Origin of the sequence: Novosphingobium mississippiense, assembly GCF_044029535.1 — a bacterium.
In the GTDB taxonomy this organism is placed as follows: domain Bacteria; phylum Pseudomonadota; class Alphaproteobacteria; order Sphingomonadales; family Sphingomonadaceae; genus Novosphingobium.
On record NZ_CP147001.1, the window covers coordinates 923,575 to 950,536 of the forward strand.

The 26,962-nt window shown below is 64.9% G+C and carries 26 protein-coding genes; 17 read left to right on the plus strand and 9 right to left on the minus strand.

Annotation, left to right across the window (positions count from 1 at the left end; genetic code table 11):
* Window positions 1-204 precede the first annotated feature (204 nt).
* Both WBP06_RS04365 and yghU read right to left on the minus strand, forming a co-directional pair.
* The gene (locus WBP06_RS04365) at window positions 205-1,296 is read right to left on the minus strand and encodes a BamA/TamA family outer membrane protein (protein WP_395332214.1); all 1,092 of its coding nucleotides are present in this window, start codon (window positions 1,294-1,296) and stop codon (window positions 205-207) included.
* 239 nt (window positions 1,297-1,535) lie between these two features.
* Window positions 1,536-2,384 (minus strand): glutathione-dependent disulfide-bond oxidoreductase, encoded by an 849-nt coding sequence (gene yghU / locus WBP06_RS04370; protein ID WP_395332216.1) that lies wholly within the window; start codon window positions 2,382-2,384, stop codon window positions 1,536-1,538.
* Between the two features lie 197 nt (window positions 2,385-2,581).
* On the opposite strand from yghU, the gene WBP06_RS04375 reads away from it, so the two are divergent.
* Window positions 2,582-3,214: a TetR/AcrR family transcriptional regulator gene (locus tag WBP06_RS04375; protein ID WP_395332218.1), complete on the plus strand. Its 633-nt coding sequence runs from the start codon at window positions 2,582-2,584 to the stop codon at window positions 3,212-3,214.
* A 39-nt stretch (window positions 3,215-3,253) separates the two neighbouring features.
* Here the strand turns inward: WBP06_RS04375 and WBP06_RS04380 are convergent, their stop codons facing one another.
* Together WBP06_RS04380 and WBP06_RS04385 are read right to left on the minus strand one after the other, a co-directional pair.
* Window positions 3,254-4,354: a branched-chain amino acid aminotransferase gene (locus WBP06_RS04380; protein ID WP_395332220.1), complete on the minus strand. Its 1,101-nt coding sequence runs from the start codon at window positions 4,352-4,354 to the stop codon at window positions 3,254-3,256.
* A 747-nt stretch (window positions 4,355-5,101) separates the two neighbouring features.
* Window positions 5,102-5,638 (minus strand): hypothetical protein, encoded by a 537-nt coding sequence (locus WBP06_RS04385; protein WP_395332222.1) that lies wholly within the window; start codon window positions 5,636-5,638, stop codon window positions 5,102-5,104.
* 47 nt (window positions 5,639-5,685) lie between these two features.
* Here WBP06_RS04385 and WBP06_RS04390 point away from each other — a divergent pair, with 47 nt between their 5' ends.
* The 7 genes from WBP06_RS04390 to WBP06_RS04420 all read left to right on the plus strand — a co-directional run bounded on the left by WBP06_RS04390 (window position 5,686) and on the right by WBP06_RS04420 (window position 11,142).
* On the plus strand, window positions 5,686-6,462 hold the full coding sequence (locus WBP06_RS04390; protein WP_395332224.1) for a TlyA family RNA methyltransferase: 777 nt from the start codon (window positions 5,686-5,688) through the stop codon (window positions 6,460-6,462).
* A gap of 115 nt (window positions 6,463-6,577) precedes the next feature.
* Window positions 6,578-7,132, plus strand: coding sequence for a TspO/MBR family protein (locus WBP06_RS04395; RefSeq protein ID WP_395332226.1), 555 nt, complete (start codon window positions 6,578-6,580; stop codon window positions 7,130-7,132).
* Window positions 7,133-7,223: 91 nt separating this feature from the next.
* Window positions 7,224-7,472, plus strand: a complete 249-nt coding sequence (locus WBP06_RS04400) for an accessory factor UbiK family protein (RefSeq protein ID WP_395332228.1) — start codon at window positions 7,224-7,226, stop codon at window positions 7,470-7,472.
* 80 nt (window positions 7,473-7,552) lie between these two features.
* Entirely contained in the window at window positions 7,553-8,158 is a 606-nt protein-coding gene (locus WBP06_RS04405; protein ID WP_395332230.1) for a DNA repair protein RecO, read from the plus strand.
* A gap of 20 nt (window positions 8,159-8,178) precedes the next feature.
* Window positions 8,179-9,222, plus strand: coding sequence for a 3-isopropylmalate dehydrogenase (gene leuB / locus WBP06_RS04410; RefSeq protein WP_395332232.1), 1,044 nt, complete (start codon window positions 8,179-8,181; stop codon window positions 9,220-9,222).
* A 44-nt stretch (window positions 9,223-9,266) separates the two neighbouring features.
* Window positions 9,267-10,451, plus strand: coding sequence for a glycosyltransferase (locus WBP06_RS04415; protein WP_395332234.1), 1,185 nt, complete (start codon window positions 9,267-9,269; stop codon window positions 10,449-10,451).
* A 196-nt stretch (window positions 10,452-10,647) separates the two neighbouring features.
* Entirely contained in the window at window positions 10,648-11,142 is a 495-nt protein-coding gene (locus WBP06_RS04420) for a hypothetical protein (protein ID WP_395332236.1), read from the plus strand.
* Between the two features lie 162 nt (window positions 11,143-11,304).
* On the opposite strand, the gene WBP06_RS04425 is transcribed toward WBP06_RS04420, so the two are convergent.
* Window positions 11,305-12,591: a phospholipid carrier-dependent glycosyltransferase gene (locus WBP06_RS04425; protein ID WP_395332238.1), complete on the minus strand. Its 1,287-nt coding sequence runs from the start codon at window positions 12,589-12,591 to the stop codon at window positions 11,305-11,307.
* A 101-nt stretch (window positions 12,592-12,692) separates the two neighbouring features.
* Between WBP06_RS04425 and WBP06_RS04430 the strand changes: the two genes are divergently transcribed.
* The 5 genes from WBP06_RS04430 to WBP06_RS04450 all read left to right on the plus strand — a co-directional run bounded on the left by WBP06_RS04430 (window position 12,693) and on the right by WBP06_RS04450 (window position 17,447).
* The gene (locus WBP06_RS04430) at window positions 12,693-13,901 is read left to right on the plus strand and encodes a trans-sulfuration enzyme family protein (RefSeq protein WP_395332240.1); all 1,209 of its coding nucleotides are present in this window, start codon (window positions 12,693-12,695) and stop codon (window positions 13,899-13,901) included.
* On the plus strand, window positions 13,898-15,277 hold the full coding sequence (locus tag WBP06_RS04435; RefSeq protein ID WP_395334031.1) for a PAS domain S-box protein: 1,380 nt from the start codon (window positions 13,898-13,900) through the stop codon (window positions 15,275-15,277). Before WBP06_RS04430 ends, WBP06_RS04435 begins: the two co-directional genes overlap by 4 nt.
* A 90-nt stretch (window positions 15,278-15,367) precedes the next feature.
* Window positions 15,368-15,766 carry a Co2+/Mg2+ efflux protein ApaG gene (gene apaG, locus WBP06_RS04440; RefSeq protein ID WP_395332243.1) on the plus strand — a complete coding sequence of 133 codons (399 nt, stop codon included), beginning with the start codon at window positions 15,368-15,370 and terminating at the stop codon, window positions 15,764-15,766.
* Window positions 15,767-15,827: 61 nt separating this feature from the next.
* A complete protein-coding gene (locus WBP06_RS04445) occupies window positions 15,828-16,631 on the plus strand; it encodes a LysR family transcriptional regulator (RefSeq protein ID WP_395332245.1) in 804 nt (267 codons plus the stop codon).
* A gap of 66 nt (window positions 16,632-16,697) precedes the next feature.
* Complete coding sequence (locus tag WBP06_RS04450) at window positions 16,698-17,447, plus strand: carbonic anhydrase (RefSeq protein WP_395332247.1); 750 nt, start codon at window positions 16,698-16,700, stop codon at window positions 17,445-17,447.
* Window positions 17,448-17,487: 40 nt separating this feature from the next.
* On the opposite strand, the gene WBP06_RS04455 is transcribed toward WBP06_RS04450, so the two are convergent.
* Both WBP06_RS04455 and htpX read right to left on the minus strand, forming a co-directional pair.
* A complete protein-coding gene (locus WBP06_RS04455; RefSeq protein WP_395332249.1) occupies window positions 17,488-18,903 on the minus strand; it encodes an SRPBCC family protein in 1,416 nt (471 codons plus the stop codon).
* Window positions 18,904-19,039: 136 nt separating this feature from the next.
* Window positions 19,040-19,921, minus strand: coding sequence for a zinc metalloprotease HtpX (gene htpX / locus WBP06_RS04460; RefSeq protein ID WP_395332251.1), 882 nt, complete (start codon window positions 19,919-19,921; stop codon window positions 19,040-19,042).
* A gap of 231 nt (window positions 19,922-20,152) precedes the next feature.
* On the opposite strand from htpX, the gene WBP06_RS04465 reads away from it, so the two are divergent.
* From WBP06_RS04465 to WBP06_RS04475, 3 genes are all read left to right on the plus strand, one after another.
* The gene (locus WBP06_RS04465) at window positions 20,153-21,133 is read left to right on the plus strand and encodes an NAD(P)H-dependent flavin oxidoreductase (protein ID WP_395332253.1); all 981 of its coding nucleotides are present in this window, start codon (window positions 20,153-20,155) and stop codon (window positions 21,131-21,133) included.
* A gap of 24 nt (window positions 21,134-21,157) precedes the next feature.
* On the plus strand, window positions 21,158-21,949 hold the full coding sequence (locus tag WBP06_RS04470; RefSeq protein WP_395332255.1) for an enoyl-CoA hydratase-related protein: 792 nt from the start codon (window positions 21,158-21,160) through the stop codon (window positions 21,947-21,949).
* Between the two features lie 368 nt (window positions 21,950-22,317).
* Window positions 22,318-23,502, plus strand: a complete 1,185-nt coding sequence (locus WBP06_RS04475) for a hypothetical protein (RefSeq protein ID WP_395332258.1) — start codon at window positions 22,318-22,320, stop codon at window positions 23,500-23,502.
* A 222-nt stretch (window positions 23,503-23,724) separates the two neighbouring features.
* Here WBP06_RS04475 and WBP06_RS04480 read toward each other — a convergent pair whose 3' ends face one another.
* Window positions 23,725-24,975, minus strand: a complete 1,251-nt coding sequence (locus WBP06_RS04480) for a CaiB/BaiF CoA transferase family protein (protein ID WP_395332260.1) — start codon at window positions 24,973-24,975, stop codon at window positions 23,725-23,727.
* Between the two features lie 155 nt (window positions 24,976-25,130).
* Between WBP06_RS04480 and WBP06_RS04485 the strand changes: the two genes are divergently transcribed.
* Complete coding sequence (locus WBP06_RS04485) at window positions 25,131-25,913, plus strand: SDR family NAD(P)-dependent oxidoreductase (RefSeq protein WP_395332262.1); 783 nt, start codon at window positions 25,131-25,133, stop codon at window positions 25,911-25,913.
* A gap of 19 nt (window positions 25,914-25,932) precedes the next feature.
* Here WBP06_RS04485 and WBP06_RS04490 read toward each other — a convergent pair whose 3' ends face one another.
* Window positions 25,933-26,874, minus strand: a complete 942-nt coding sequence (locus tag WBP06_RS04490) for a GGDEF domain-containing protein (RefSeq protein WP_395332264.1) — start codon at window positions 26,872-26,874, stop codon at window positions 25,933-25,935.
* Between the last annotated feature and the right edge of the window lie 88 nt (window positions 26,875-26,962).

The following is a 26,962-nucleotide window of genomic DNA, read 5'->3' on the forward strand; positions in this document are numbered from 1 at the left end:
GTCGGGCGATCACAGGTGTCCGGTGCAATAGGCGACCAGAAGGATAAGCGGAATGGGAACGCCGATGATCCACAGAAGTGCTGAGCGCATGGTGAAAATCCTCTCTTCGTTGCCTGAACGAACAGACGGATGACGGCATTGTTCCGCGCCTGAAATTTGCCGGGGAATGGGGTATGCGACACGGGGGCGGCGCCGGGCGGCGGGTCAGAAGGCTTCGGCAATGCCCAGGTAGACGGCTTTCGAATCCTTCCCCACCGCCAGATCCAGGCGCAGGTTGATGTTCGTCTTGCGCGATGGCTGGAATCGCAGGCCGACGCCACCTGCAGGCAGCAGCTTGCTGTCGCCGATACGGCCCAGACCGGGCGCGATCCCGCCGATCCCCGCAAAGGCCACGCCGCCGACTCGCCAGAACAGGTGCTGGCGCACTTCGCCCTGCAGCGCCCAGCTTGCACCGTCGCGGTAGCGGCCGCTCTTGTACCCTCTGAGGTCGTTCTTCTGGCCATAGAGGCACAAGTCGTAGAACGGCGCCCCGTTCGATGCCGCGCAGATGCCGGCGTGGAGGGCGAGCACGGTGTTCGTTCCCCTGGGCATGTACCAGCTGGCCCCGGCAGTCAGCTTGCGTGAGGTGAAGTCGCCACCCAGAACCTTTACGCTCCACAGCCATTCGGCATGGGCATAGAGGCCCTTGCGCGGATTGAGCGTATCGTCCCGCGTATCGTAGGTTATCGCCGGGCCCAGTTGCATGATGCCGGACTTGGCCTCGTCCGCCGGGATCGTCTGGTCCGGGTAGGGCGGCGTCACATCGCTGTTGGTGATGTCCACCATCGCATAGATAAGCCGCAGCCCGGCGTAGAGGTTGGGCGAGACGCGCTTTTGCGCCTGCATGCGAACCGCCACGACGGTCTCGTCCAGCTTCACCGCGACATTGCGGTCGCCGGCTTCGGGGCCGATGCCGTAATAATCGGTCACCAGCTTTCCCGCGCCTGCCGCTGCAGTGATGCGATAGCTGTCGTCATCCAGAGACATGCTGTGAAAGCCGCCCAGCAGCCAGTTGCCGTTGCTGGTCTTCATTGCCGCGCCGCCGCTGATCCACGGCGATGGCGCGTCGTTCGGATTGTAGAAGGCAACCGCGGCAACGACGATGCCGGTGCCCAGCGACGGGTTCGTGATCGGCAGGGGAATCGCCAGAATATCGCGCCCGCTGTCTTTCCCCGCGACTTTGGCGATGGCCTGCGCCTGATCGTCCACTTCGTCCATCTGATCGCCGGGCTCCGCTGCCCATGCGGTGCCGGTCATGACGCAGGCACAGGCGATGACGACGGCAGCAACCGACCCCGCCGTTCGGCGCCGGGCGCGGTTCCTTTGCGGGGCGGGTGGCGTTCGTGCACGCATGCACGAAGCGGATTACGCTTGTGCCGTTTTCGGCATATCCGGACTAACCCGCAAATGATCGCGGGAAACGCCCGGCCGTCCGGCGGCCACAGGATTTGACGCGGCGGCGCGGACTCTTTCCGACCGCCGCGTCTGCGGGCCGCTTATCCGGCGAGCACGGCGTCGATATCGGCAGCCGAATGGCGTTCGCGCACGAAGCCATCACCGTTGCGATTGACGATGCGGCCGCGCTGCACGCCCTTGCGCGCAGCCAGTTCCTCACCCCAGCGCACCAGGTTGGCATAGCTGGGCACGTCCAGGAACGTCGCCGCATCGCCATAAGCATCGCCGCGCAGGAAACCGCCGAACCAGCCGTAGGCGGCGATGTCGGCAATGGTGTATTCGTCCCCCGCCAGATAGCGCGTCTGCGCCAGCCGCTTGTCGGCAACGTCCAGAATGCGCTTGGTTTCCATCGCATAGCGATTGATCGGATATTCGAACTTTTCCGGCGCATAGGCGTAGAAGTGGCCGAAGCCGCCACCGATCATCGGGGCCGTGCCCATCTGCCACATCAGCCACGACATGCACTCCGCCCGGCCCGGCTGCGTGGTGGGAAGGAACATCCCGAACTTTTCGGCCAGATGGAACAGGATCGATCCGGACTCGAACACGCGCATCGGCTTTTCGCCGGAACAGTCCAGCAGCGCGGGGATTTTCGAGTTGGGATTGATCGATACGAAATCCGATCCGAACTGGTCGCCCTTGCCGATGTCGATCAACCATGCGTCGTACTCTGCGCCGGTCACCCCGGCGGCGAGAAGTTCTTCCAGCATGATGGTGACTTTCTGCCCGTTCGGCGTGCCGAGCGAGTAGAGTTGCAGCGGATGCGTGCCGCGCGGCAGTTCCTGCTGATGGGTCGCGCCGGAAACCGGGCGGTTGGTCTTGGCCCATTCCCCCCCGTTGTCCTTGTCCCAGGTCCAGACTTTCGGTGGTTCGTAGGTGTTCTTGAACATGCGGGCGCTCCGTCAGTGTCGTTGGCGGAGAGGTAGGAGTGCCCATGCCCGCCGACAACCCTTTGCCGCGGTTGGGAAAGGCACCTGGCGCGTATTAAATAAAGGAAATAAATCAATCTCGTGAGCCGAAAGTATGAGGAACCTAACCCCTCTTAAATCGTTGACTGCCGTGCCAGGGGTGGCCAAGCAGGACGTGCATGATTCAATCGATTGAAAAGCAACCCGCCCAAGATGCGGGGGAAGCCAGCCGTCTGTCGCGTCGCCGTAACAAGGGGTTTGAAGAAACCCATCAGGTTCTGATCGAGACTGCCGTGAAGCTGGTTTCGGCGAAGGGCATGGAAGCGCTCTCGCTGTCGGAAGTCGCGCGCGAGGCAGGGGTGAACCGCACCACCGTCTATTACCACTTCGCGGACCGCGATGCCTTGATCGATGCCATCCGCGAATGGTCGAAAAGCCAGCTGGCCACGGCACTGGCGCCCTCCGACACATCGGAGAACCGGGCGCGCGGCGTGATTCGCTATGTGCTGGAAAACCCGGAAGTGGTTGCGCTCTGGACGGAGGAATTCCTGGCGCCCGGCCGGATCAGCGACCGTTACGTCACATTCGGCCGACTGGCGGAGGATCTGGGCGTCCATTTCGCTGCAGAGCCCCGGGCCTCCGAGATGGAGGGCGAAGTCTTCGCCACCTTCATGCTGACATGGTCGATGGTGGGGCCGCGCATCTATCGCAACAGCGTGCGGCCCGAACTGTCGATCGATGAAACGGTGGAGCGCCTTACGCGCACGCACATGGCGATGCTGCGCCAGTGCGGCCTTGCCGATTTGGGGTGAACGACCCAGGGCGCGGTGACACCCTGGGCCAGTATTTCCTCAGGCGATCTTGTGGATCCAGTTGTGGGTGTCCGCCGCTTCGCCACGCTGGATCGAGACCAGGCGGTTCTTCAGCTTGGCGGTGATCTGGCCGGGCCCGCCCGAGCCGACGACGAATTCGCCATCGCGGCCCGAAACCTTGCCCACCGGAGTGACTACGGCAGCCGTTCCGCAAGCGAAAGTTTCGATCAGCTTGCCGGAAGTCGCATCGGCGCGCCACTGGTCCAGGCTGTACTTGCCTTCCTCAACCTTCAGGCCTTCCTCGCGGGCGAGCTGCAGCAGGCTGTCACGGGTGATGCCGGGCAGGATCGTGCCGGTGAGGGCGGGGGTGAGCAGCGTGCCGTCCTCGAACACGAAGTAGAGGTTCATGCCGCCCAGTTCCTCGATCCACTTGTGCTCGGCAGCGTCGAGGAAGACGACCTGGTCGTGGCCGCGCGAGATGGCTTCGGCCTGCGGCACCAGGCTGGCGGCATAGTTGCCGCCGCATTTGGCCGCTCCGGTACCGCCAGGTGCCGCTCGGGTATAGTCCGAAACCCAGATCGAGACGGCCGGGGCGCCAGACTTGAAGTAGTTGCCGGCCGGGCTGGCGATCACGATGAACTTGTACTGCTTGGCCGGGCGCACGCCCAGGAACGCCTCGGTGGCGATCATGAACGGGCGCAGGTAGAGCGAGGCACCTTCGGCCGCCGGGATCCAGTCCCGGTCGGCCTGGACCAGACGCTCGATCGCCTCGATGAACAGCGCTTCGGGCAGTTCGGGCATGGCCAGGCGTTCGGCCGACTTGTTGAAGCGCGCGGCATTGGCTTCGGGGCGGAACAGGGCGATGGAACCGTCTGCCTGCTTGTAGGCCTTCAGGCCTTCGAAGATTTCCTGCGCATAATGCAGCACGGCCGCGGCGGGATCGAGCGCGATCGGCTGACGGGGGCCTACCACGGCGTCATGCCATCCTTTACCCTCGGTCCATTCGACCACGACCATGTGGTCGGAGAAATTGGTGCCGAAGCCGGGGTTGGCGAGAATCGTCTCGCGCGTTTCGGCGCTGGTGGGCGCGGGGTGGGGCAGAGTGCTGAAAGTCAGGCCGGCATCGGCGAGCGTCGCCATCGAACGAAATCCTCTAGACTGCGATTGCCTGCGCCCTCTGAACGAAAATTACGCTTAAGGCAATCAGAAAGTAATTTTGATACTCTGTCTTATAGCTTTAGCACGGCGGCAAAGGCGGATGAACCGGCAACTTGGCCGAGGCTGCGGCAGCATGCTCTTGCCCCCGCTTTGCAGCGAGGGCCAGTGCGAAATTCGCCTTCGCGCTTGCGCAATGGCGAGGCGTGCCGATGCAAGAAAACGGGAAGCCCCAAATGAGAAGGGCCGCCCCGGTTGCCCGGTGCGGCCCTTCGCATGGTCAGCGGCCGGAAGTGCCGCCAGCGAAAGCCTTTATCGCAAATTCAACTCAGCGATAATGCCTCGCGACGGAAATTGCCGACCTCTCTGCTGAACCATGAGACATCGGATCACCTCCTTTCGCGCTGTTGAGCCATAGGGCGCCGCTGGTTAAAGCGGCTGGGCTGAAGGATGGTTCCGGGCGCGTTTCCCAGGGTCCCTCTGCCCTGTTCAAATGTGTCTCCGATTCCGCAGCGCACAACAAGTCTTGTATTCGTTTTTTTTGCGGTCATTATTGATGCTTCGGGCCAGTTATCCCCAGCCTTTGAGCCACATTGAAGCTCGATTGCCGGGGCAGCCGAGTGCGGCCTGAAAACGCCCTTTTTGCTGCAATTCTGACCGCCGGAGAGAGGCTCCCGGAACGGGTATTCGCTTGTTCGGCGAGTCCCGTTCACCAGTGCACTTTGGCAGGCCTTATCGGCAGTCCTCGACCACGCGGGACACTTCGGTCCAACTCGGCACGTACAGCGTCGCCGCGCCGGGCGTCTCGATGGCGAAGCGGCCCTTGCTGAAGGCCATCGAATCGAGCAGCGCATCGCGCGCCTGCAGCGTTGCGGACAGGCCGGTCGTCCCTGCGGTTGCCGGCAGCGTGCGGGCAGTGTCGGAGGTGCGGACCACCAGCGTGGGTGCGCTTGCGGCGCCGGCGCGGGTCAGGGTGACGGTGCCGGCCTGCCGGTTGCAGCGCAGCGTCACAAGGCCATCCGCGAAAGTGGCGTTGCCCGGTGCGATCATGCGCCAGTCGCCCGGAGTCTGCGGCGCGTCCTGCCAATTGGCGGGCGGGGGTGCCGGCGGTGGCGGTGCCTGAGTCGGCATCGGGCGCGGAGCCGGTGGCGGCGCCTTGGGCGCCGGCACGCAGGCGGCAAGCAACGCCAGCGCGGTCAGCGGGGCGCTTGCGGCAAGTTTGCGGGGGAACGACGGGTCGGCTGCGAGCCGGCGCGGATTTGCCTTCATGGCCCCGGTATGGAATGAGGCGCGCTCCTTCTCAAGTACGCAAAGCCATGACCGACCCGTCCGAGCCCCGACATATCGAAAAGAAAAGCCCTTCCAAGGCCCGCGTGGACCAGTTGCTGGTCGATCGCGGCCTTGTCGAGAGCCGCACCCGCGCGCAGGCGATGGTGTTGGCGGGGTTGGTTTTCTCGGGCGAGACCAAGATCGCCAAGCCCGGGCAGAGCATCAAGGCCGACGCGCCGCTGGAAGTGCGCGGGCGCGATCACCCCTGGGTTTCGCGCGGCGGGATCAAGCTGGCGCACGCGATCGCGCATTTCGAACTCGATCCCGCCGGGGTGACCGCGATGGACATCGGCAGTTCCACCGGCGGCTTCACCGATGTGCTGCTGACCAATGGGGCGGAGCATGTCTTCGCGGTCGATTCGGGCACCAACCAACTGGCGTGGAAGCTGCGTCAGGATCCGCGCGTTACCGTGCTGGAGCAGACCAGCGCGCGCATCCTGACGGCGAACGAGATCGACCGGCCGTGCACATGGGTTGTCTGCGACGCCAGCTTCATCGCGCTGTCGAAAGTTCTGGAAGTGCCGCTGCGTCTGGCCGCGCCGCAGTGCCGGGTGGTGGCGCTGATCAAGCCGCAGTTCGAAGTGGGCCGCAATGAAGTGGGCAAGGGTGGCGTCGTGCGCGATCCCGTGCTGCACGAACGGGTCTGCAACGAAGTGCGCGATTGGCTGGAGGGTGAAGGCTGGGCGATCCAGGGGATCGTAGAAAGCCCGATCAAGGGGCCTGAAGGAAACGTCGAATTCCTGATCTCCGCTTCACGGGGCTGACCCGGAACGGACGGACCGGGCAGCTTTTACGCTGCCCACGCATTGCGTGTTCGCCGCAGTCGTACCACAAACCGCCACATTGGATGGTTTTTCCTGATTCGGGGGTTGCCAGGGAATGAACCCGATTGCCTCACCGGCCCAATTGCGTGCCAGCCTGTTGCGCTGGTCGCTGGTGCTTGTGCCACTGATCGTGCTGCTGGGCTTTCTTTCGGGCAAGATTGCCGGAAGCGGGCCGGGCAATGCGTGGTTCGATGCACTGGCCAAGCCGGGCATCTATCCGCCGCCGGTCACGTTCGGGATCGTCTGGACGTTGCTCTATGTGCTGATGGGCTTGGCGCTCGCCATGATCTGCGCGGCGCGCGGTGCGCGTGGGCGCGGGCCGGCGGTGGTCGTCTTCGTCGTGCAGTTCGTGCTCAATCTGGCGTGGAGCCCGGTGTTTTTCGCGTTGCACGAAATGACCGGCGGGCTGGTCGTGCTGGGCTTGATGGTGGCGGCGGTGATCGTGACGATCCTGCTGTTCGCGCGCGTCCGGCCGGTCGCCGCGATATTGCTGGTGCCCTATCTGTTGTGGATCTGCTTCGCGAGCTACCTGAACTTCGCGTTTCTCCAGCTCAATCCGGACATGGACGGCGTGGAAGGCCCGCGCGCCGTGGAGCGTTTCAACATCTGAACGTGTTTTAAAAATCCGGCAGCGCCGGATTTTCAAACGAAGAATTACGCGCGCTCTTGCGCGTGGCGGCGCAAGCGACCAAATAGCGCCCATGCAAAGCGAAAACCCTTTCGTCGCCGATTTCGTCAAGATGATGAACAGCGCCGCCGGCACGCTGGCCGGTGTCGGCCGCGAGGCGCGCGACAACGCGCGCGAACGCTTCCGTGAATTCATGGGCGACATGGACTTCGTCAGCCGCGAGGAGTTCGAGGCGGTGAAGGAAATGGCCGCCACCGCACGCGGCGAGATCGAGGACCTGAAGGCCCGCATCGCCAAGCTTGAAGGCAAGTCGGGCGAGTGATCGCCTGCCGGGGCAGTCTTTCGTGAGCCTGCCTCGCTTCATCTCGCTCCGCGTTTTCTGAACCCCTGACAGCCGCAGCCATGCAGTTGCGTGCCCCTGCCATCGTTTGCGCCACGCGGCCCCACGGCGAAACCGCCGTCATCGCCCTGTTGCTGACCGAAGAGGCGGGGATCGTTGCCGCCTATGTCGCCGGTGGGCGCGGGCGGCAACTTCGCCCGGCGCTGATCCCCGGTAATCTGGTCGACGCCTACTTGCGCTCGAAAACCGACGAGCAGCTTCCCTTCGCACGCATCGAACTGATCGAATCTCGTGGACCATGGCTCAGCGAGCCGTTGCCCGCCGCCGCGATTTCCTGGGTTACCGCGCTTACGGCCGCCGCGTTGCCCGAACGACAGGCGTTCCCCACGCTCTATCAGGCGCTGGCCGCCGTGCTCGATGCGATCTGTGTTGCACCCTCCGCGCGGGGTTGGGTCATGCCCTTGCTTTCCTTCGAAGTCCTGCTGTTGCGGGAGCTGGGATACGGGGTTCCGGTGGGCCGCCCGGCGGATGACGACTGGGGGGCGATCCTTGATACTTTCGACCGGCTCGGCCCGGAGCTTGCGCGCTATCCGCTTGCCGAACGGCGCGGAGACGCTATGGGGGCGCGCGTCCTGCTGCGTGAGCGGCTGAGGCGGATTCACGGCTAGACGCCAAACGGAGAACACACATGCGCATTGCAGTATTTGCAGGAGACGGGATCGGTCCCGAGGTCACCGAGCAGGCAGTGCGTGTTCTCAAGGCGCTTGAACTTCCCGGCCTCGAACTGGTCGAGGGCGATGTGGGCGGCGTCGCCTATCGCAAGCACGGCCATCCGTTGCCCGCCGAAACGCTGGAGACCGCGCGCTCTGCCGATGCGATCCTGTTCGGTGCGGTCGGCGATTTCTCGTGCGACCATCTGGAGCGCCACCTGCGTCCCGAACAGGCCATTCTTGGTCTGCGCAAGGAACTGGGTCTCTTTGCCAACCTGCGCCCGGCGCGCGTGTTCCCGGGTCTGGAAGACCTGACCACGCTGCGCGAGGAAGTGGCGGCGAAGATCGACCTGCTGATCGTGCGTGAGCTGAACGGCGACGTCTATTTCGGCGAGAAGGGCATCCGCACGCTGGAAGACGGCCGCCGTCAGGGCTGGGACATGATGTCCTATGCCGAAGACGAAGTGCGCCGCATCGCCCATGCCGGTTTCCAGGCGGCGATGACCCGTTCCAAGAAACTCTGCTCGGTGGACAAGGCCAACGTCCTCGAAACCTCGCAGCTGTGGCGCGACGTGGTGATCGAGGTGTCGAAGGAATACCCCGAGGTCGAACTCAGCCACATGTATGTCGACAACGCGGCGATGCAGCTGGTGAAGAACCCCGGCCAGTTCGACGTGATCGTCACCGGCAACCTGTTCGGCGACATTCTTTCCGATCAGGCATCGATGTGCGTGGGCTCGATCGGTCTGCTGGCATCGGCCAGCCTTGCCGAAGGCTCCTACGGCCTTTATGAGCCGATCCACGGTTCGGCGCCCGACATCGCCGGCCAGGGGCTTGCCAATCCGATGGCGACGATCCTTTCCGCAGCCATGCTGCTGCGCCATTCGCTCGGCCTTGAGGCCGAGGCAGTGCGGATCGAGGCTGCGGTGGCGAAGACGCTGGCCGACGGAATCAAGGGCGGCGATCTTGGCGGTTCCGCAGGCACTCGCGAGATCGGGGATGCCGTGGTTGCGCGTCTCTGATCGCGAATAAGGTTTCTTCAGGTTTACCACGTAAAACAGGGCGCATGAACATTACCTCTTCCGATCTTGCAGAGGCCGTAGACGCAGCCGCCGCTCAGGCATCCAGGCCGCTTGAGCTGGCTGTCGTCCTGCCGACCTACAACGAGCGCAAGAACCTTGCGACGATGATCGATCGCCTCGACAAGGCGCTGCAGGGCGTCGCGTGGGAAGCGATCTTCGTCGACGACAACAGCCCGGACGGCACTTCGGACGAAGCGCGCAACCTGTCGTTGCGCGATCCGCGCGTGCGCTGCATCCAGCGCATCGGCCGTCGTGGCCTTGCCAGTGCGGCGATCGAGGGCATGTGCTCCACCGCCGCGCCGGTGGTGGCGGTGATGGATGCGGACCACCAGCATGATCCCGCGCTGCTGCCGCAGATGCTGAAGGCGATCACCTCCGGCGAGTACGACCTGGCCTATGCCTCGCGCTTCGCCGAAGGCGCCAGCACCGAAGCTTGGGGCCGACCCGATCGCGTGAAGGCTTCGGGCTTTGCCAACAAGATCGCCAACAAGGTCACCGGCGTCGATCTGACCGACCCGATGAGCGGCTTCTTCATGCTGCAGACCAAGACTTTGCGGGCCGACGCGCATCGGCTTTCGGGCGTGGGTTTCAAGATCCTGCTCGACATCCTGGCCACGGTGGACACGCCGTTGCGGGTCAAGGAATTTCCCCTGAACTTCGCCGCGCGCGCGGAAGGCGAGAGCAAGCTGGACAGGACGGTCGTGTTCGAATTCCTCATCGGTCTTTACGACAAGTGGCTCGGCCGCTTCATTCCCACCCGTTTTGCGCTGTTCGGCACGGTCGGCGGCCTGGGCGCGGTGCTGCACATGACCGTGCTGGCGCTGGTTCTGCACCTGTTCGGCGCGGAATTCGCGATGAGCCACTATCCCAAGGAAGCGGCGTTCATCACCGGCCAGACGATCGCGGCGATCGTCGCGATGACGTTCAACTTCGTGCTGAACAACGAACTGACCTATGCCGACAAGCGCCTGCGCGGCTTCGGCCCGCTGGTGCGTGGCTGGGCGCAGTTCGCCCTGACCTGCGCCTTCGGCATGATCGCCAACATCGGCGCATCGACCGCGCTGGTGCGCATCGGTTTCCATGACTATGCCGCCGCCATCATCGGCATCGTGCTGGCTTCGGTGTGGAACTTCGCGCTGTCGAACAAGTTCGTTTGGGGCAAGTACTGAGGTTTTGCCGGCCGTTTTTCGGCCGGCATGACATAATCGTACCCATGAACGCGCGCCGTGTTTCGGCGCGCGTTTGTCGTTTCAGGGCCCTTCATCGAGAGGGAAGCGACGTTCGCCGGAAACGTTTTGAATAGGCCGTGCCGATGCGGTTTCTCCCAAGTGATGAAATGGGCCCAGCAGGGCCGGGGAGAAGCGCATGATCTTTCATCTTTCCATAGACGCGCGCGATCCGCAGCGGGTGGCCGAAGTGCTGGCCGAGTTGCTGGGTGGCGAGGCGACGCCGTTTCCGCCGGTCGCCGAGGGCAGCTGGCTTGCGCACGCGGGTGACGATCGCAACACGATGGTGGAGGTCTATCCGCGCGGCACCCAATTGATCGAGGCACCGGGCAAGGGCGAGTACATGGGCGCCCCCGGTGCGCTGGGTGAGGGCGGGCTCAGCGCCACGCATTTCGCCATGGCGACGCAGCTGGGCCCGGCTCAGATCTTCCTGATCGCCGCGCGCGAAGGCTGGCCCGCCAAGTACTGCAAACGTGGCGGCGCTTTCGGCGTGATCGAGTTGTGGATGGAAGGCAATCGCATGGTGGAGGTGCTGACGCCGGAGATGCAGGCCGAGTACCTCGCCGCGACGACGCTGCCGAACTGGAAGGCGATGCTGGCCCACCGCAACGAGACGCAGCGCATCATGGCGTAAGGCGGCCAACCCTTTTCAGTAGGCCGCGGCGTTTCCAAAAACATCCCGTCGCCCCCGCGAAGGCGGGGGCGCCTGTTCTTCTTCACGACGTGGCCAAGGCGGCGGGATCCCTGCCTTCGCGGGGATGACGAAACAAAGGTAGCGGAAGGGGGGCGTCAACCCTCAGCGCCAGCTCGGCAGCCACATCCAGAAGTTGTAGGTCTCCTCGGTCGGCAGCGGCAGGCCCGAGATGATCGGGAAGAACAGCACGAACATGCCCAGCGTCACCGCCATCGACAGTGTGGCCAGCTTGCGCCAGCGGTCCTTGCGCTGCCACAACGCGTCCAGCGCGAAGGCCAGCAGGGCCATCAGGAACGCGCCCGGCAGCAGGTAGTGGTAGTAGAACTGCACCGGCTTGCCGTTGACCGCCCAGATTATCAGCGTGGCGGCATAGAGCGCGCAGAAAGCGGCAATGTCGTTCCGGCGGCGGAACAGCGCCGCCCACAGGCCCCAGAAGAACGCCAGCAGACCTGCCAGCATGGAGAACGGATTGCCCAGCATGACGATGCCGCGATGTGCGCCGTCCACGTTCTTGAACAGATACCAGATCACCCGCCAGTCGACCGCCCACTGATACCAGAAGCTGCGGTAGGGATGCGGCTTCTTCACGCTGTCCTGCAGGCGCACCATCAGCTCATGCTGGCCGATGAAATCGTAGGGAGAGAGCGTCAGGCGCGCGTAGAACATTGCGGGCGTGTAGGTGGCCCAATAGACGGCGAGCGGCAGCAGGCCGAGCCAGAACACGGCCTCCACCAGCGAGACACCCGGAATCGGCCCGGCACGGCGCTGGCCCAGGAACTTCCAGCCCGTCTCCCGCACGCGCAGCACGAAGAAGCACAGGCCCGGCATGATCAGGGCAGGCGCGCTGCTCCATTTGGCGCCCAGGGAGAGGCCCATGGCGATGCCGGCCAGGGCAAGGCGCACGCGCGCTTTGCCGGTCGACCTGGCATTGAGCGCGGCGGCGAATTGCCACAGGCCGACCATGCACATTGCCGCCTCCACCATGTCCAGCATGGCGATGCGGCTCTGGATGAACCACATGAAGTTGGTTGCCAGCAGCACGATCGCGGTGATCGTCGCCCGGCGGCGATGGGACGCGTGCCATACCAACCGCCCGAACGCGAACAGGCCCAGCGTCCCGAACAGCAGCGGCCCCAGCCGCCAGCCAAGTGGCTTGTCGCCCAGGAAGTGGATGAAGGTGGCGATCACTTCCTTGCCGAACAGCGGATGCTCGCGATTCGTCGGAATCAGCTGGAGCATCTTCAGCGCCGCGGGAACGTAGTGAACCTCGTCGAAATAATAGACGCTGGGCGTTGCCAGCCGCCATAACGCCAGGGCGAAGAAAAGCGCGGTAACGGCAAGGCACCAGCCGAGCGGGTCACGATCGTTGCGGGAAGCGTTCGGCAGCATTGAGGGCGCGGAATAAGGGGGATACGGGGTGACTGCAAGGCTGCCCTGTCGCGTGTCACCGGCGCTTGCATCCTTGCCTTTGCAATCCTAGAGCCGTGCCCATGAAACGCACGACCGGACAGGACCGCACCAAGACCCGCAACTGGCGCCCCGCCACCCGCGCAATTCGCGGGGGAACCTGGCGCTCGGAAATGGGTGAGACCAGCGAAGCGCTGTTCCTCACCTCGGGCTTCACGTACGACGATGCCGCCACCGTTGCCGCCCGCTTCATGGGTGAGGACGATGGCATGACCTATTCGCGCCTCCAGAACCCGACCGTGCAGATGCTGGAAGAGCGTATCGCGCTGCTCGAAGGGGCAGAGGCGTGCCGCACGCAGGCATCGGGCATGGCGGCGATGACCGCCGCGCTGCTCTGTCAGCTTTCGGCGGGCGACCACATGGTTTCCGCGCGCGCCGCTTTCGGTTCGTGCCGCTGGCTGGGTGACAGCCTGCTGCCACGCTTCGGCGTGGACGTGACGGTGGTGGACGCGACCGACCTTTCCGCATGGGAAGCGGCGATCCGCCCCAACACCAAGGTGTTCTTCTTCGAAACCCCGGCGAACCCGACAATGGACGTTGCCGATCTGGCCGCCATTGCCGAAATCGCCAAGGCGCACGGCATCACCACCGTCGTGGACAATGCCTTCTGCAGCCCCGCGCTTCAGCGCCCGCTGGAATTCGGTATCGACGTGGTCGCCTATTCTGCCACCAAGCTGATGGACGGGCAGGGTCGCGTGCTGGCCGGCGCCGTTTGCGGCAGCGAGGAATTCATCAACGAGAAGCTGCTGCCGTTCCAGCGCAACACCGGCCCGAACCTTTCGCCGTTCAACGCTTGGGTGGTGCTGAAGGGGCTGGAAACGCTGGACCTGCGCGCCAAGCGTCAGAGCGAGAATGCGCTGCAGGTCGGCCAGTTTATCGCCGGCCGCGTGCCGAAGATCCTGCACCCCTGGTTGGACAGCCATCCGGCGCACGCGCTGGCAATGAAGCAGATGGATGCTTGCGGGCCGATCTTCAGCTTCGTGCTCGATGGCGGCCGCGCGCAGGCGCACGCGCTGCTCGACGCGCTGGAACTGATCGACATCTCCAACAACATCGGCGACTCGCGTTCGCTGATGTGCCATCCTGCCTCGTCGACCCATCATAACATGGGCCCGGAAGCGAGAGAGGCGATGGGCATCGGTGAAGGCATGCTGCGCATCAACGTCGGCCTGGAAGATCCGGAAGATCTGATCGCGGATCTCGATCAGGCGCTGGCCAAGGCGGGCCTCTGAACCCTCCCGAACCTGGGGCCCAGCTTGGGACCGACGCCGCGGCCTTCCTTGCGGCGATCGTCGAATCGAGCGACGACGCCATTGTCGGCAAGTCGCTCGACGGTACGATCCTGAGCTGGAACCAGGCGGCCGAGCGTATCTTCGGATGGGCGGCCGCTGAAATCGTGGGGATGAACGTACGCACGCTGATCCCGGAAGATCGGCAGAGCGAGGAAGACGCGATCATCGCCAGCATCACGCGCGGCGAACGCGTGCCGACGTTCGAAACCGTGCGTCGCCGCAAGGACGGCAGCGCGATCGACGTGGCGGTAACCGTTTCGCCCGTGCGTGACGCCAGCGGGCGGGTGGTGGCGGCCAGCAAGATCGCCCGGGACATCGGACCCAAGAAGCAGACGCTGCGCCGGCTGGAAGAGAGCGAGGCGCGCCTCAGCCTGCTGGCGGACAACATGTCGCAACTCGCGTGGATCGCGGAAAGCGACGGGAAGGTCATCTGGCGCAACAAGCGCTGGTTCGACTACACCGGAACCACGCCTGAAGAGATGCAGGGCGAGGGCCGGGAGACGGTGCAACACCCCGACTACATCGAACCCGTCACCGCGCGTTTCCGCGATCATCTGATCTCGGGCGAGGATTGGGAGGACACGTTCCCCCTCCGCAGTGCGACGGGTGAATGGCGCTGGTTCCTTTCCCGCGCCACTCCGATCCTGGACATCGACGGGGCAATTCTCTTCTGGTTCGGCACCAATACCGATGTGACCGAGATGCGGGATGCCGAACAGCGCATCGAATTGCTGCTGCAGGAAGTGAACCATCGCAGCAAGAACATGCTGGCCATCATCCAGTCGCTGGCGCGGCGGACCGATGTGGCGCGGCCGGATTTCCTTGAGCGGCTGGAGCAGCGCATCCGCAGCCTGGCCGCGAACCAGGATCTGCTGGTGCGAAAGGCGTGGGCGCACATTCCGGTCCGCGAGATGGTCGATGCCCAGTTGCAGACCCTGGGCGATGCGCGCGGGCAGGTCGACTGCCACGGACCGGAAGTGATGCTCTCGCCCGGCGCGGCAGAGGCGCTGGCGATGGCGCTGCACGAGATGGGCACCAATGCGCTGAAATACGGGGCGCTTTCCAGCATGACCGGGCGCGTGGCGATCGCTTGGTCGGTCATTCCCGCCGATGCGCCCGAAGCGGGCGATCCCGTGTTCCGGATTTCCTGGCGCGAACAGGGCGGGCCACCGGTCGCCCCGCCCGAACGCCCCGGCTTCGGCACCCGCATCATCGTCGACGTGCCGCGCATGAAGCTGAACGCGCATGTCGAGACGACTTACGACGCTGGCGGTTTCGCCTGGCAACTCCAATGTCCCGTTTCGGCATTATCGTGATCCACTGATAATTTTCCTGCGATTTGCGGGAGCAGGTCAATGGGTCTAAGAGTTGCTTACACGTCGTTAGCCGGTAAGGTTGGCCGTATCATGAAGGAATTGTTCCAACATAGCGCCATCACCGAAGGGGTGACCGTCCGCGTCGCGGTGAACTTTCTGCCCGAGCAATCGCGTATTGAGGCGGGCAAATGGTTCTGGGTCTACCACATCCGGATCGAGAACGATTCGGATGATACGCTGCAACTGTTGACGCGCCATTGGCGCATCACGGATGCCAACGGCGAAGTGAACCTTGTCGAAGGTGAGGGCGTTGTGGGCGAACAGCCGTTGATCCGGCCTGGCCGCAGCCACGACTATGTATCGGGTTGCCCGCTCTCGACGCCGCAAGGCTCGATGGAAGGCTACTACACCTTCGTCCGCAGTGACGGCACTGAGGTTGAGGCGCTGATCCCCTTCTTCCCGCTGGCCGCACCCGCCCGCGTCGGGTGAGTCTGCGAACTCGGCAGACTTCATCGTTGCCGCCGAAACGCCAAGCGCTTAGGGAAGCGCCATGAAGCGGACGCACTTGCCTCTCAACGCCCTGCGGGTCTTCGATGCCGCGGCGCGGCATCTCTCGTTTACCCGCGCGGCGGACGAACTGGCGGTAACGCCGGCTGCGGTCGGCCAGCAGATTCGCGCGCTGGAAGATCTGCTGGGCGTCGTACTGTTCCGCCGCACCAGCAAGGGCCTGGAACTGACCGAGGAGGCCGGCGCTGGCCTTTCCGCGCTGCGCACCGGGTTCCTCCATTTCGAGGATGCAGTGCAGGCCATGCAGGCCGGCCAGTCCAGCCACGTCTACACCATCGCCGCCCCGCGTGAGTTCTTCGCTGCCTGGCTGGCGCCGCGCCTTGCCGCCTTTCGCGCCGACAATCCGCAAGTGCGCTACGTCCTTGTCGATGGCGAACTGACCGATTTTACCGAGGCCAACCTCGACCTTGCGGTGCGCTGGACCGAAGGGCCGGACGATCTGGAAGGCGTGCGCCTCGGCGCGGCCGAATGGGTCGAAATGGGTGAGGGCGACTGGATCGGATGGCCGGGCGATCCCGCGCCGGACAGCAACGAAGGTCCGGACGGCGAGGAAGCGAAGCCGGCCATCCAACTTGCGGATGCCGGGCAGGCCGTGGCTGCTGCCGCATCCGGCCTTGGCCGCGTGCGCGTTCCGGCGCTATTGGCTGAGGGGCTTTCCGCCGGAAAGCAGATCAAGGTCGGTGCCAGTTCGCCCTGCCGGCGTGCCTACTGGCTGGTCGCGCCGCTGCCGCAGTGGCGCCAGAAAAAGGTGAAGGCGCTGGTCGCCGCGCTGACCGAAGGCGACTGAAAACCCTGATAGCGGATGACTTGAAGGGCATGGTAGGTTCCGGCGTGCGTCACGCTGGAGACTGCCATGTCCTTGAGCGATATCTCCCCGGAAAATCCCGAAACGGGCTGCCGAACCTCTCGGCGAGAGATGATCGGCGCGATGGCCGCGCTGGCGGCTGCGCCCGCACTGGGGCTGGCCGCTGAGCCAGCTATGGCGGCGGCGGCATCGCCCGAGATGCTGACACCGGATCAGGCCTTGAAGGAGATCATGGACGGCAACGCCCGCTTCGTTGCCGGCGCGCCCACGGCTCACACCAAGGATCTGGCAATCATCAAGGCCCGCGCCGCCGAAGGGCAGTGGCCGATCGTCGGCGTGCTCTCCTGCGCGGATTCGCGCGTGCCGGTGGAAATGGTGTTCGACGAGCCGATCGGCCGCCTGTTCGTCACCCGGGTGGCCGGCAACATCACCACGCCGGAGATCATTGCCAGCCTGGAATACGGGATCGCCGTGCTGGGCATCAAGGCGGTGGTGGTGATGGGCCATTCCAACTGTGGTGCGGTGAAGGCAGCGATCGAGAATCCGGAAGTGCCGGGTCAGATCAGCGCGCTGTTCCCGGCGATCCTGCCGGCCGTCTACATGAGCAGCAGCAGCGACCCGATGGTCGTCACGCGACAGAATGCAGTGATCCAGGCGGCGACGCTGATCAATTCCTCCCCCGTGGTGGAAGGCAAGGTGCGGGCGGGCGAACTCAAGGTCGTTCCAGCGGTTTACGATGTCGCGACCGGGAAGGTGGAGATGCTGCCGATCCCGCCGGCCATGCGCGTGGGCAAGTAAGTGTTCCGGGGACGGTCTGTTCCGCCCCCGGATGCCATTCTCAGAAGCCGAGATCCTCGATCGGGCCGTCGAAATTGCCGCCCAGCTTGTGGATCGCCTGGGCCAGTTGTTCCTGCGGCACGCCCTTCAGATAGCCGTCGATGATCCGTTCGTAGTTGCTGATCAACCCTTCGACATCCTTCGACAGCCGCATGAATTCGAACCCGGTGGCGTGCAGACCCTTCTGCTGGATCGGGATGTTCGAATAGTCCTGCCGCGGGATCGGCGGGAAGTCCGGGCTGTTGTACGGCAGCACGGTTGGTTCCATCACCGTTTCGAAATCCTCGCCTTCCGGCACATAGGTCAGCGACCAGATCTCGAAGAAGCAGCTTTCCGGGCCGGTCGGCCGGATGCGATAGGCTGACATCGAGGTGAAGTAGGGCAGCAGGAAGTAGTGCGGGAACAGGAATTCCACCGCCTTCACCGGATGCGTCTGCGCCACCGTGCAGAGGTCCGGCACCGGCTCGCCGCGCGCGGAGAGTTGCGTGGAAATCTGGTGCATCACGATGCCCAGCCAGTGGAACATCGCCATGTTCTGGTCTTCGGGCAGGCCTTCCTCGATCCCGATCAGCCCGCGTGCGATCTCCACTTCCTTCTCGTGGACCATGCCCGCCATGCCTTCGCTGAGCAGGGCCATGGACTTGACCTGCAACTCCTGATTCTCGCGATAGGAGAGGTGTTGTTCGGCCATGATCGGCACCGGGCCGCGCGGGGTCTTGTACATGGAATCGTACATCATCGGCGCGGCGTGCTGCAGCTGCGGGTGCGTCTGCATCACGTGGTAGCCTTCCATGAAGGCCTCCATCGCTACCTTCCAGTTGGCCGGCAGTTCGGCGCCGTAGCACCACTCGGCACGCATCTTGTCCAGATTGCGCGCTTCGAGGTTGTTCGCAACCGGGCCTAGCGATTCCCGCACCGAGGGCGCGTCGTTGTCATGGTTGATCCAGACGCAGCCGATGAAGGTTTCGGCGCGGCAGGGGATCAGGTTGATGTCGTCCGGATTGAGCTGCCGGTCGGAGAACAGGTGCTTGCCGTAGACTTGCGTGGATTCGCCGTCCATGTTCCAGCGCCAGCCGTGGAACGGGCAGACGAAGCCGGACTTCGTGCAGTTGCCGTGCGCGTGGCCGGTGCCGCCCGCGAAGGGCACGCCGCGATGGCGGCAGGCGTTGTGGAACGCCTTCACGCCGCTGGCGGTGCGCACGATGATGACGGACTTGCCGACATTCTCGTACTCGATCCAATCGCCCACCTCGGGGATCTGCTCCTCGCGGCAGGCCATCTGCCAGACGTGCGGCCACAAGTGGTCCAGCTCGGCTTGGTAGAACTCGGCATCGTAGTAGCGCTTGACCGGGATCCGCTCAGGATCGTCGATCGGATAGGGGACGGTCCGCAGCCCGCCGTCGACAGATTTCAGCACTCCGACACCTCTCGGGTTATTCTTCATTCGTGTTGAACGAATGTACAACCCTGTGCGGGGCAGGCAATGGCCGGAGACGCAAGGCGCATCGTGGGCGCGCTAAGTGAGGGGGGAGGGCGGAACCTCCCCGATTGGATCACTTCCGCAGCGGATCGAGCGCCGAGGCTCTGCGTGCCGGAGCCGCAGGTGCGGGCTGCGATGGCTCCATCGCCATCAGCGCGGCAATGCGCTTCTCGGTCGCCGGGTGGGTGGAGAACAGGTCGGACACGCCTGTCGGCACGATATAGAGCTGCGCGGCAGCCGGGTTGCGGTCCGAAGCGACGCTGGGGATCGCCTGCGCCGGACCTGCGATCTTGGCGAGTGCGGAGGCGAGAGCGCGGGGATTGCCGCTGATCTCTGCCCCGGCGCGGTCGGCGCTGAACTCGCGCGTGCGGCTGATCGCCATCTGCACGATCATCGCGGCGAAGGGCGCCATCACCATGGCCGCAATCGCAACGACCGGGTTCGGCTTGTCTTCTCCGTGCCCACCGAAGAACATGCCGAAGTTGGCGATCATCGAAATCGCACCGGCAATCGTCGCCACCATCGTCATGGTCAGCGTGTCGCGGTTCTTCACGTGGCCAAGCTCGTGCGCCATCACCGCGGCCACTTCGTCGCGCGTCAGCCGGTCGATCAGGCCGGTGGTCGCGGCAACGGCGGCGTGTTCCGGATTGCGGCCGGTGGCGAAGGCGTTCGGGTTGGCACTCTCGATCAGGTAGACGCGCGGCATCGGCAGGTTGGCGCGGCGCGCCAGTTCGGCGACGAGGTTGTAGAACTCCGGCGCGGAGCGGGCGTCCACCTCATGCGCGTCGTGCATCTTCAGCACGATGCGGTCGGCGTTCCAGAAGGTGAACAGGTTCATGCCCGCCGCCACGATCAGCGCAATCACCGCGCCGCCGCTGCCGCCGAACACATAGCCCAGCCCCATGAACAGCGCCGTCAGCGCCGCCAGCAGCATGGCCGTCTTCATCCCGTTCACTTGCTTAAACTCCTTGAAATCGTTGAATGTCGAATCTGGGTATCACGCCGCCGCTTTCAATATCCGGAACGATTTGGATGCGGCACCGGTACCGCAAATCCAGCCACCGGCCGGATTTCGAACAATCCCATCGCCTGCGCGAATTGCTTCGGCGGATGCGCCTTCGGTGTCCCCAAGCGCGCCAATCCCCCCTAGGACCGCCGGAAAGAGGCTTTTGGGGAGTTCACAGGCATGGCGTTCAAGACCCGCGTTACCGAGATGCTCGGCATCGAACATCCGATCGTGCAGGGCGGCATGCAGGGCGTCGGCCTGGCCGAATTGGCGAGCGCCGTGTCCAACGCGGGCGGTCTTGGCACGCTGACCGCGCTGACCCAGCCCAGCCCGCACGCGCTGCGCGAGGAGATCGAGCGTTGCCGGTCGATGACCGACAAGCCCTTCGCCGTGAACATCACCGTGTTCCCGACGCTGCTGCCGCCCGACTACAAGGCCTATGCGCAGGCCGCGATCGACGGCGGCGTGAAGATCATCGAGACCGCCGGCACCCAGCAAGTGCGCGAAATCTGGGAGATGGTGAAGCCGCACGGCATCACCGTGCTGCACAAGTGCACCGCCGTCCGCCACGCGCTCTCGGCCGAGAAGCACGGCTGCGACATCATCTCGATCGACGGTTTCGAATGCGCCGGCCATCCGGGTGAGGACGATATTCCCGGCCTGATCCTGATCCCCTCCGCCGCCGACAAGGTGAAGATCCCGATGCTGGCCAGCGGTGGCTTCGGCGACGGGCGCGGCCTTGTTGCCGCGCTGGCGCTGGGGGCCGAGGGCATCAACATGGGCACCCGCTTCTGCGCCACGCAGGAGGCGCCGATTCATGACAACGTGAAGGCCAAGTACATCGAGAACGACGAGCGCGGCACCAACCTGATCTTCCGCAAGTTCAAGAACACCGCGCGCGTGGGCAAGAACGGCGTGTCCGACGAAGTGGTCGAGATTTCCGCCCGCCCCGAATCGACCTTCGACGACATCAAGCACCTCGTCGCCGGGGCCGTGGGCCGCGAACTGCTGCAGAGCGGCGATCTGACCAAGGGCATCTTCTGGGCCGGCATGGTGCAGGGGCTGATCCATGATCTGCCCACCTGCAAGGAACTGATCGATAGGATCGTTGCCGATGCGGAGGAAATCGTGAAAGGCCGGTTGGGACGGATGCTGGTCTGAGCCGGCACGATACGGGACGGAGCGATGGCGGAAATGACTTACGAGAAGATCGTCTACAGCCTTGAGAACGGCGTCGCGCGGATCGCGATGAACGATCCGGCCACGCGCAATGCCGGATCGGCGCAGATGGGCGAGGAACTGTTCGACGCCATGAACCGCGCCTCTTTCGAGGCGCGCGCCGTGGTGCTGACGGGCGAGGGCAAGGCGTTCTGTTCCGGCGCGAACCTGGGTGACGCGGCGGACATGCTGGCCGATCCGCGCCGCGACGTGGGCACGCTGCTGGACCGGCACTTCAATCCGGTGATCGTTGCCATGCGCGACATGGACCAGCCGGTCGTCACCGCCGTGCGCGGCGCGGCGGCGGGCGTGGGTGCGGGCCTCGCCATGGCGGGCGACCTGATTCTCTGCGGTGAGAGTGGCTTCTTCCTGCAGGCCTTCCGCCATGTGGGGCTGGTGCCGGATGGCGGTTCCTCCTGGCTGCTGACCAAGGCCGTCGGCCGTGTGCGCGCCATGGAGATGATGCTGCTGGGTGAGCGGCTTCCGGCCGCCAAGGCGCTGGAATGGGGCCTGGTCAACCGCGTGGTGCCGGACGAGGAGCTGGACGCCGCCGCCATGGCGCTGGCGAGCGAGCTGGCGCAGGGCCCGTGGTCGCTGCGCCGGATCAAGCAGGTGGCCTGGGCGGCGACCGACTGCACCTTGGAGCAGGCGCTGACCAACGAACGCCTTGGCCAGCGCGATGCTTCCCGCACGGAGGATTTCGTGGAGGGCGTGACTGCCTTTGCCGAGAAGCGAGCGGCCGCGTTCAAGGGCTGCTGAGCGTAACGTGGCTGGGCACAAGGTGACAGTCTGGTTGACACGGTTGACACGGTCCAGAGCGAAAAGTGTCACCTTGCCGCCGGAACCGTCACCTTGAGCGGCAAAGTGTAACCTTGCGCGTTTCGCAAGGCGGTCGTCCGGTAGGCAACGGGCGATAGGAAAGGGCTGGGCGGGGAGCATCGCGGGCAGGATAGCGCGGGCGACGGGGTGTAGGAAAACCACCTGCCGCCATGTGTGATGGCGCCCGCGAAGCCCCTCGTCGGGATGTCCGTCCGCCAACCTGCGGGTTTCACCCGATTTCGGTACATCCCTAGGGCTGGATAGTCTGGTGGCCCCGCGTTCGATACGCCAGCGCCAAGGCCTTCGCCATGACCGACCTCGAAGCCCTGTTCCGGCACGGCCCACCCCGCCGACTGGCGTACTTCGTGCGCGCCTCCCGCCCGCCGTTCGTCAAGCCGACGCCGCGCGTGTTGCTGGTGCTGGTGGTCGGTTGGCTGCCCTTGTTCCTGCTGACGCTGCTGACCGCGCCGAACGAGTTGCACGATCTGTTTCGCGATATCGCGGTCCATGCCCGCTATGCCGTGGCGACGCCGCTGCTGGTGGTCGCCTATGCCTCATGCGGCCGCCGGCTGGGCCTGATCGCCGGCAACTTCGCGCGATCCGGGCTGCTGGACGATCATGGCAAGCAGGTCCTGCGGGAGCAACTGGCCGTAAGTCGGCAGTTGCTGGACCTGCACGTGGTCGAAGTGGGTGTGGTGATGCTGGCCTTTGCCGTGGCGATCGCGACCCTGAGCGGGCTGACCATCAACGAGAATCTGGCCGCCTGGACGCGCGATCCCAGCGGCAAGGTCCTGTCGCTTGCCGGGTTCTGGCAGTTTGCGATCAGTCTGCCGCTGCTGCTGACGCTGTTGCTGGGCTGGCTCTGGCGCATCGGGGTCTGGGCGCGGCTGCTGGTGCGCCTGTCTCGGCTGGATCTCAACCTGATCGCATCGCACCCGGATCAGTGCGGCGGGTTGGGCTTTCTGGGGCAGTCGCTGCGGGCCTTCTCGGCATTCGGCATGGCGCTGGGGACGATCGCCGCGGGCCGGCTGGGGCACGATCACCTGCTCGGCATCTCGACCTCGTTCACCGATGGCTTGTTGGCGGGGGGAAGCCTTGCGCTGGTGGCCGTGCTTTGCGTGGGGCCGCTATGCGTGTTCTCTGACGGGATGATGCAGACCTGGCGCTGGGGATCGATGGCCTATGGCGCGCTGGCGACCGATCTGGGCACGCGGTTGGAGGCCACCTGGCTGGGCCGGCCCGATCGCGAGCGCGCGGAGGAAAAGGACGTGGCGGCGCGGGAACGGCCGGAGATACTGGAAGCGCCCGATTTCTCCGCCGCGGCGGACTTGTTCACGGTGACCGGCGGTGTGCAGTCGATGCGCTTCATTCCGGTGGACCCGCGCAGCATCCTGGTGCTGGGCGTGGCAACCTTGCTGCCCTTCGTGGCGGCGCTGTTCCTGACGATGCCGTTCGATGTGGTGATCGCGACGCTGAAGGGGCTGCTGGTCTGAACGATCGCGGTGCGCGCGGCTGAGAGGAAGGGGGCTGATAGAGCCTAGGATAATCTATCCCGTCATCCCCGCGCAGGCGGGGATCCCGCTTGTTCTTCAATCCGCAGCGCTACGGCTCAAGAAAGCGGGGCCCCCGCCTTCGCGGGGGCGACGGAGTTTAGGGACGGTCAAGTGACGGCGTTGTGAGCCTTTGCCGGTGGCTAGGCGACAGGGTGACGTCGATCAGATCGCCCCAGCCTCCCGCAATTCCGCCAACCGATCCTCGCCGATGCCGATTTCGGCCAGCACTTCGGCGGTGTGCTCGCCCAGCATCGGCGGGGCCATGCGGATGGTTGCCGGGCTGGCCGACATCTTGGCGAGCGGGCTGGCGATCAGGTCCACCGTGCCGCTTTCCGCATAGGCATGCGGCGTGGTCGCGCGCAAGTTGCGGTGCTGGACCTGCTCATCCTCCCACACGTCCGCCAGTTCGTTGTAGCGCGCGGCGGGGATGCCGACGCCGTCCAGCATGTCCTGCATCCGGGTGACGGTGTAGCCGCTGCTCCAGGTGTTGATGATGTCCATCAGCTCGGCCCGGTTGGTCTTGCCGCGCTTCAGGTTGCTGTCGAAGCGCGGGTCGGTGAACAATTCGGGCTGCTCCATCAGCACGGTCAGGCGGCGATAGTGCTCGTCGGTGCCGGCGGTGAGGTAGATGATGCCGTCGGCGCAGCGCATCAGATCCGCCGGGCCGCCGCCATTGCCGCCGTTGCCAAGGCGGGGCGGGGCCTGCCCGCTGATCAGGTAGTCCTGCATGATGTGGCTGACCATCGCCACCGAACTGTCGAGCAGGGCGATGTCGATGAACTGCCCTTCGCCGGTGCGGTTGCGGTATTGCAGCGCGCCCAGGATGGCGAGGGCGGTGTTGTGGCCGGTCACGAAGTCGACCAGGCTGGGCCCCGTCTTCAGCGGGCCGCTGCCGGCCTGGCCTTCGGGAATGCCGGTGACGGCCATCATGCCGCCGGTGGCCTGGAACAGCCCGTCATAGCCGGGCCGCGCGGCCATCGGACCGGTCTGGCCGAAGCCGGTGACGGAGCAGTAGATCAGGCGCGGGTTGATCTCTCGCAGGCTGTCGTAATCGAGGCCGAAGCGGGCCAGATCGCCCACCTTGTAGTTCTCGATCAGTACGTCCGCCGTCTTCACCAGTTCCTTGAGGATCGCCTGCCCTTCCGGTTTGGAATGGTTGAGCGTGATGGAGCGTTTGTTGCGGTTGGATACGGTGAAGAAGCTGGAATGGCGCGTCTCGATCCCGTCCTTGCCCGGCACCCACGAAAAGCCATAGCCGCGTCCGTCGTCACCCACGCCGGGGCGTTCGATCTTGATGACGTCCGCGCCAAGGTCGCCAAGAATTTGCGCGCCCACGGGGGCGGCGAAGACGCGGCTCATGTCGATGACGCGGATGCCGGCCAAAGCGGCTTTATCGTTCGGGTTCGTGCTCATGATGGGGCCGACGCTAGACCCGCCTTCGGGGGCGGCCAAGGCGAGCGGCACCGCTTATCGCAGCGACGATCAAGCATCGCTGCCGGCGTGGTCAGGCTTATCCGATGCGCCGAAAACGCCTAGCCGAAAGCGAAAGACATATACGGGAGTTTGCGATGAAGACGGCGATCATCACCGGCGCGGGCAGCGGCATCGGGCTGGAGACTGCGAAGATCCTCCACGCCGAGGGCTTCGCCATCGTCGGCGTCGGCCGCAGCAAGGACAAGCTGGCCACGCTGGAAGCCGCGATCGGCAATCCCGACCATGTGCTGGCGATCAGCGCCGATCTGACCGATCCCGCCGCGCCGGCGATGATCGTGAAGGCCACGCTGGAACGCTTCGGCCGGATCGATGCGCTGGTGAACAATGCCGGCGTTGGCAGCCCCAAGCCGCTGGACGAGACCGATGACGAGACGCTGGACGATTTCCTCGACATCATGCTGGTCGCGCCGTTCCGGCTCTGTCGCGATGTGATCCCGCACCTTTCGCAGGGTGCCAGCGTGGTCAACGTCACCAGCACGTTCGCGCATATCGGCGGGCGGCGCGGCGGGGCCTATTCCGCGGCGAAGGGCGGCCTGAAGTCGCTGACCGAGCACATGGCCTGCGAATATGGCCCGCGCGGCATCCGCTCCAACTGCGTGGCGCCGGGCGTGACGATGACCGACATGGTGCGCCACCGGTTCGAGGATGAGGGCTTCAAGCGGGCCAATGTGGAGACGACGCCTTATCCGCGCCTTGCCTTGCCGGAGGATATCGCCAGCGTGATCGCCTTCCTCTGCCTGCCGGGCAGCGAGATGATCAACGGCCAGTCCATCGTCGTCGACGGCGGCTGGACGGCCACCAAGTACCTCAGCCCGCGCGTGACGCGCACCACCTGGGTGGAGCCGGACGCGGGTTGAGCGCCCGGCCGCCGGCAACTCAAGCGTTGACGATGATTGCGCCGCCGCCCTTTCGCTTGGCGCTGTAAAGGGCGGTATCGGCCTGCACGAACAGGACTTCCGGGTCCATGACGACGCGGCAGGGCACTTGGGCGACGCCTGCCGACACGCTTAGCGGCAGCAGTTCGCGGCCCCAGGGCACCGGCGTCAGCAAGTGCGGCATCCGGCGGCGCAGCATCCGGTCGGGCATTTCGATTTCGCCCGTGCGGTTCAGCAGCATCGCGAATTCGTCCCCCCCGATCCGTGCGATCATGCGTGCTTCGGGGAACGATTCGGACAGGCGCTGGCCGAAGGCGGCCAGGCAGGCATCACCCGCGACATGGCCCCAGCAATCGTTGACCTTCTTGAACGAATCGAGGTCGAACAGCACCAGCGTGCCCAGGTCGGCCAGTATCGGATCGGTCGCGGGGCGATCCAGGAAATGCATTTCGAACAGCGCGCGGTTGGCCAGGCCGGTAACCGCGTCGTTCTCCGCCATGCGGCGCAGGCGCTGCCAGCGGGCATGTTCCTCCGTCACGTCCTGCTTGGTGCCGAACAGTTCGACCGCGCGGCCATTTTCCATGCGCGCGGCCGCGGTCAGGCGCATCCAGCGCAGTTCGCCGTCCGTGCGCCGGATCTGCGCATCCATCGTGAAGCCGGCGCCGGTGGCGACGGTGTGGGCGCGCAGCCGCTCCATCGTTTCCCGCGATTCTTCGCAATAGAGCGATACCGCCTCGCTCCGATCGATTCGCCGGTCGGCGGGAAGGCCGAACAGGTCGAACACGCATTCGGTCCATGACAGGTCCTGCGTCGTCAGATCGCACGACCATGCGCCCAGCCCGATCAGGCGCGCCGCATTGGCGAACAGCGTCGGGTTGGAACTGGCGGTAGGTCCGTTTTTCGGTTCGGCTGTGGGCAGAGTGCCGACGGGCGAGTGCAGCAAGCGAATGTCCTCGGATGGGGGCGACTGTAGCGTCTCCGGGAAAGCACTCAAGTTAATAAACAAAAAAGGTAAATGTCGAATGACCGTC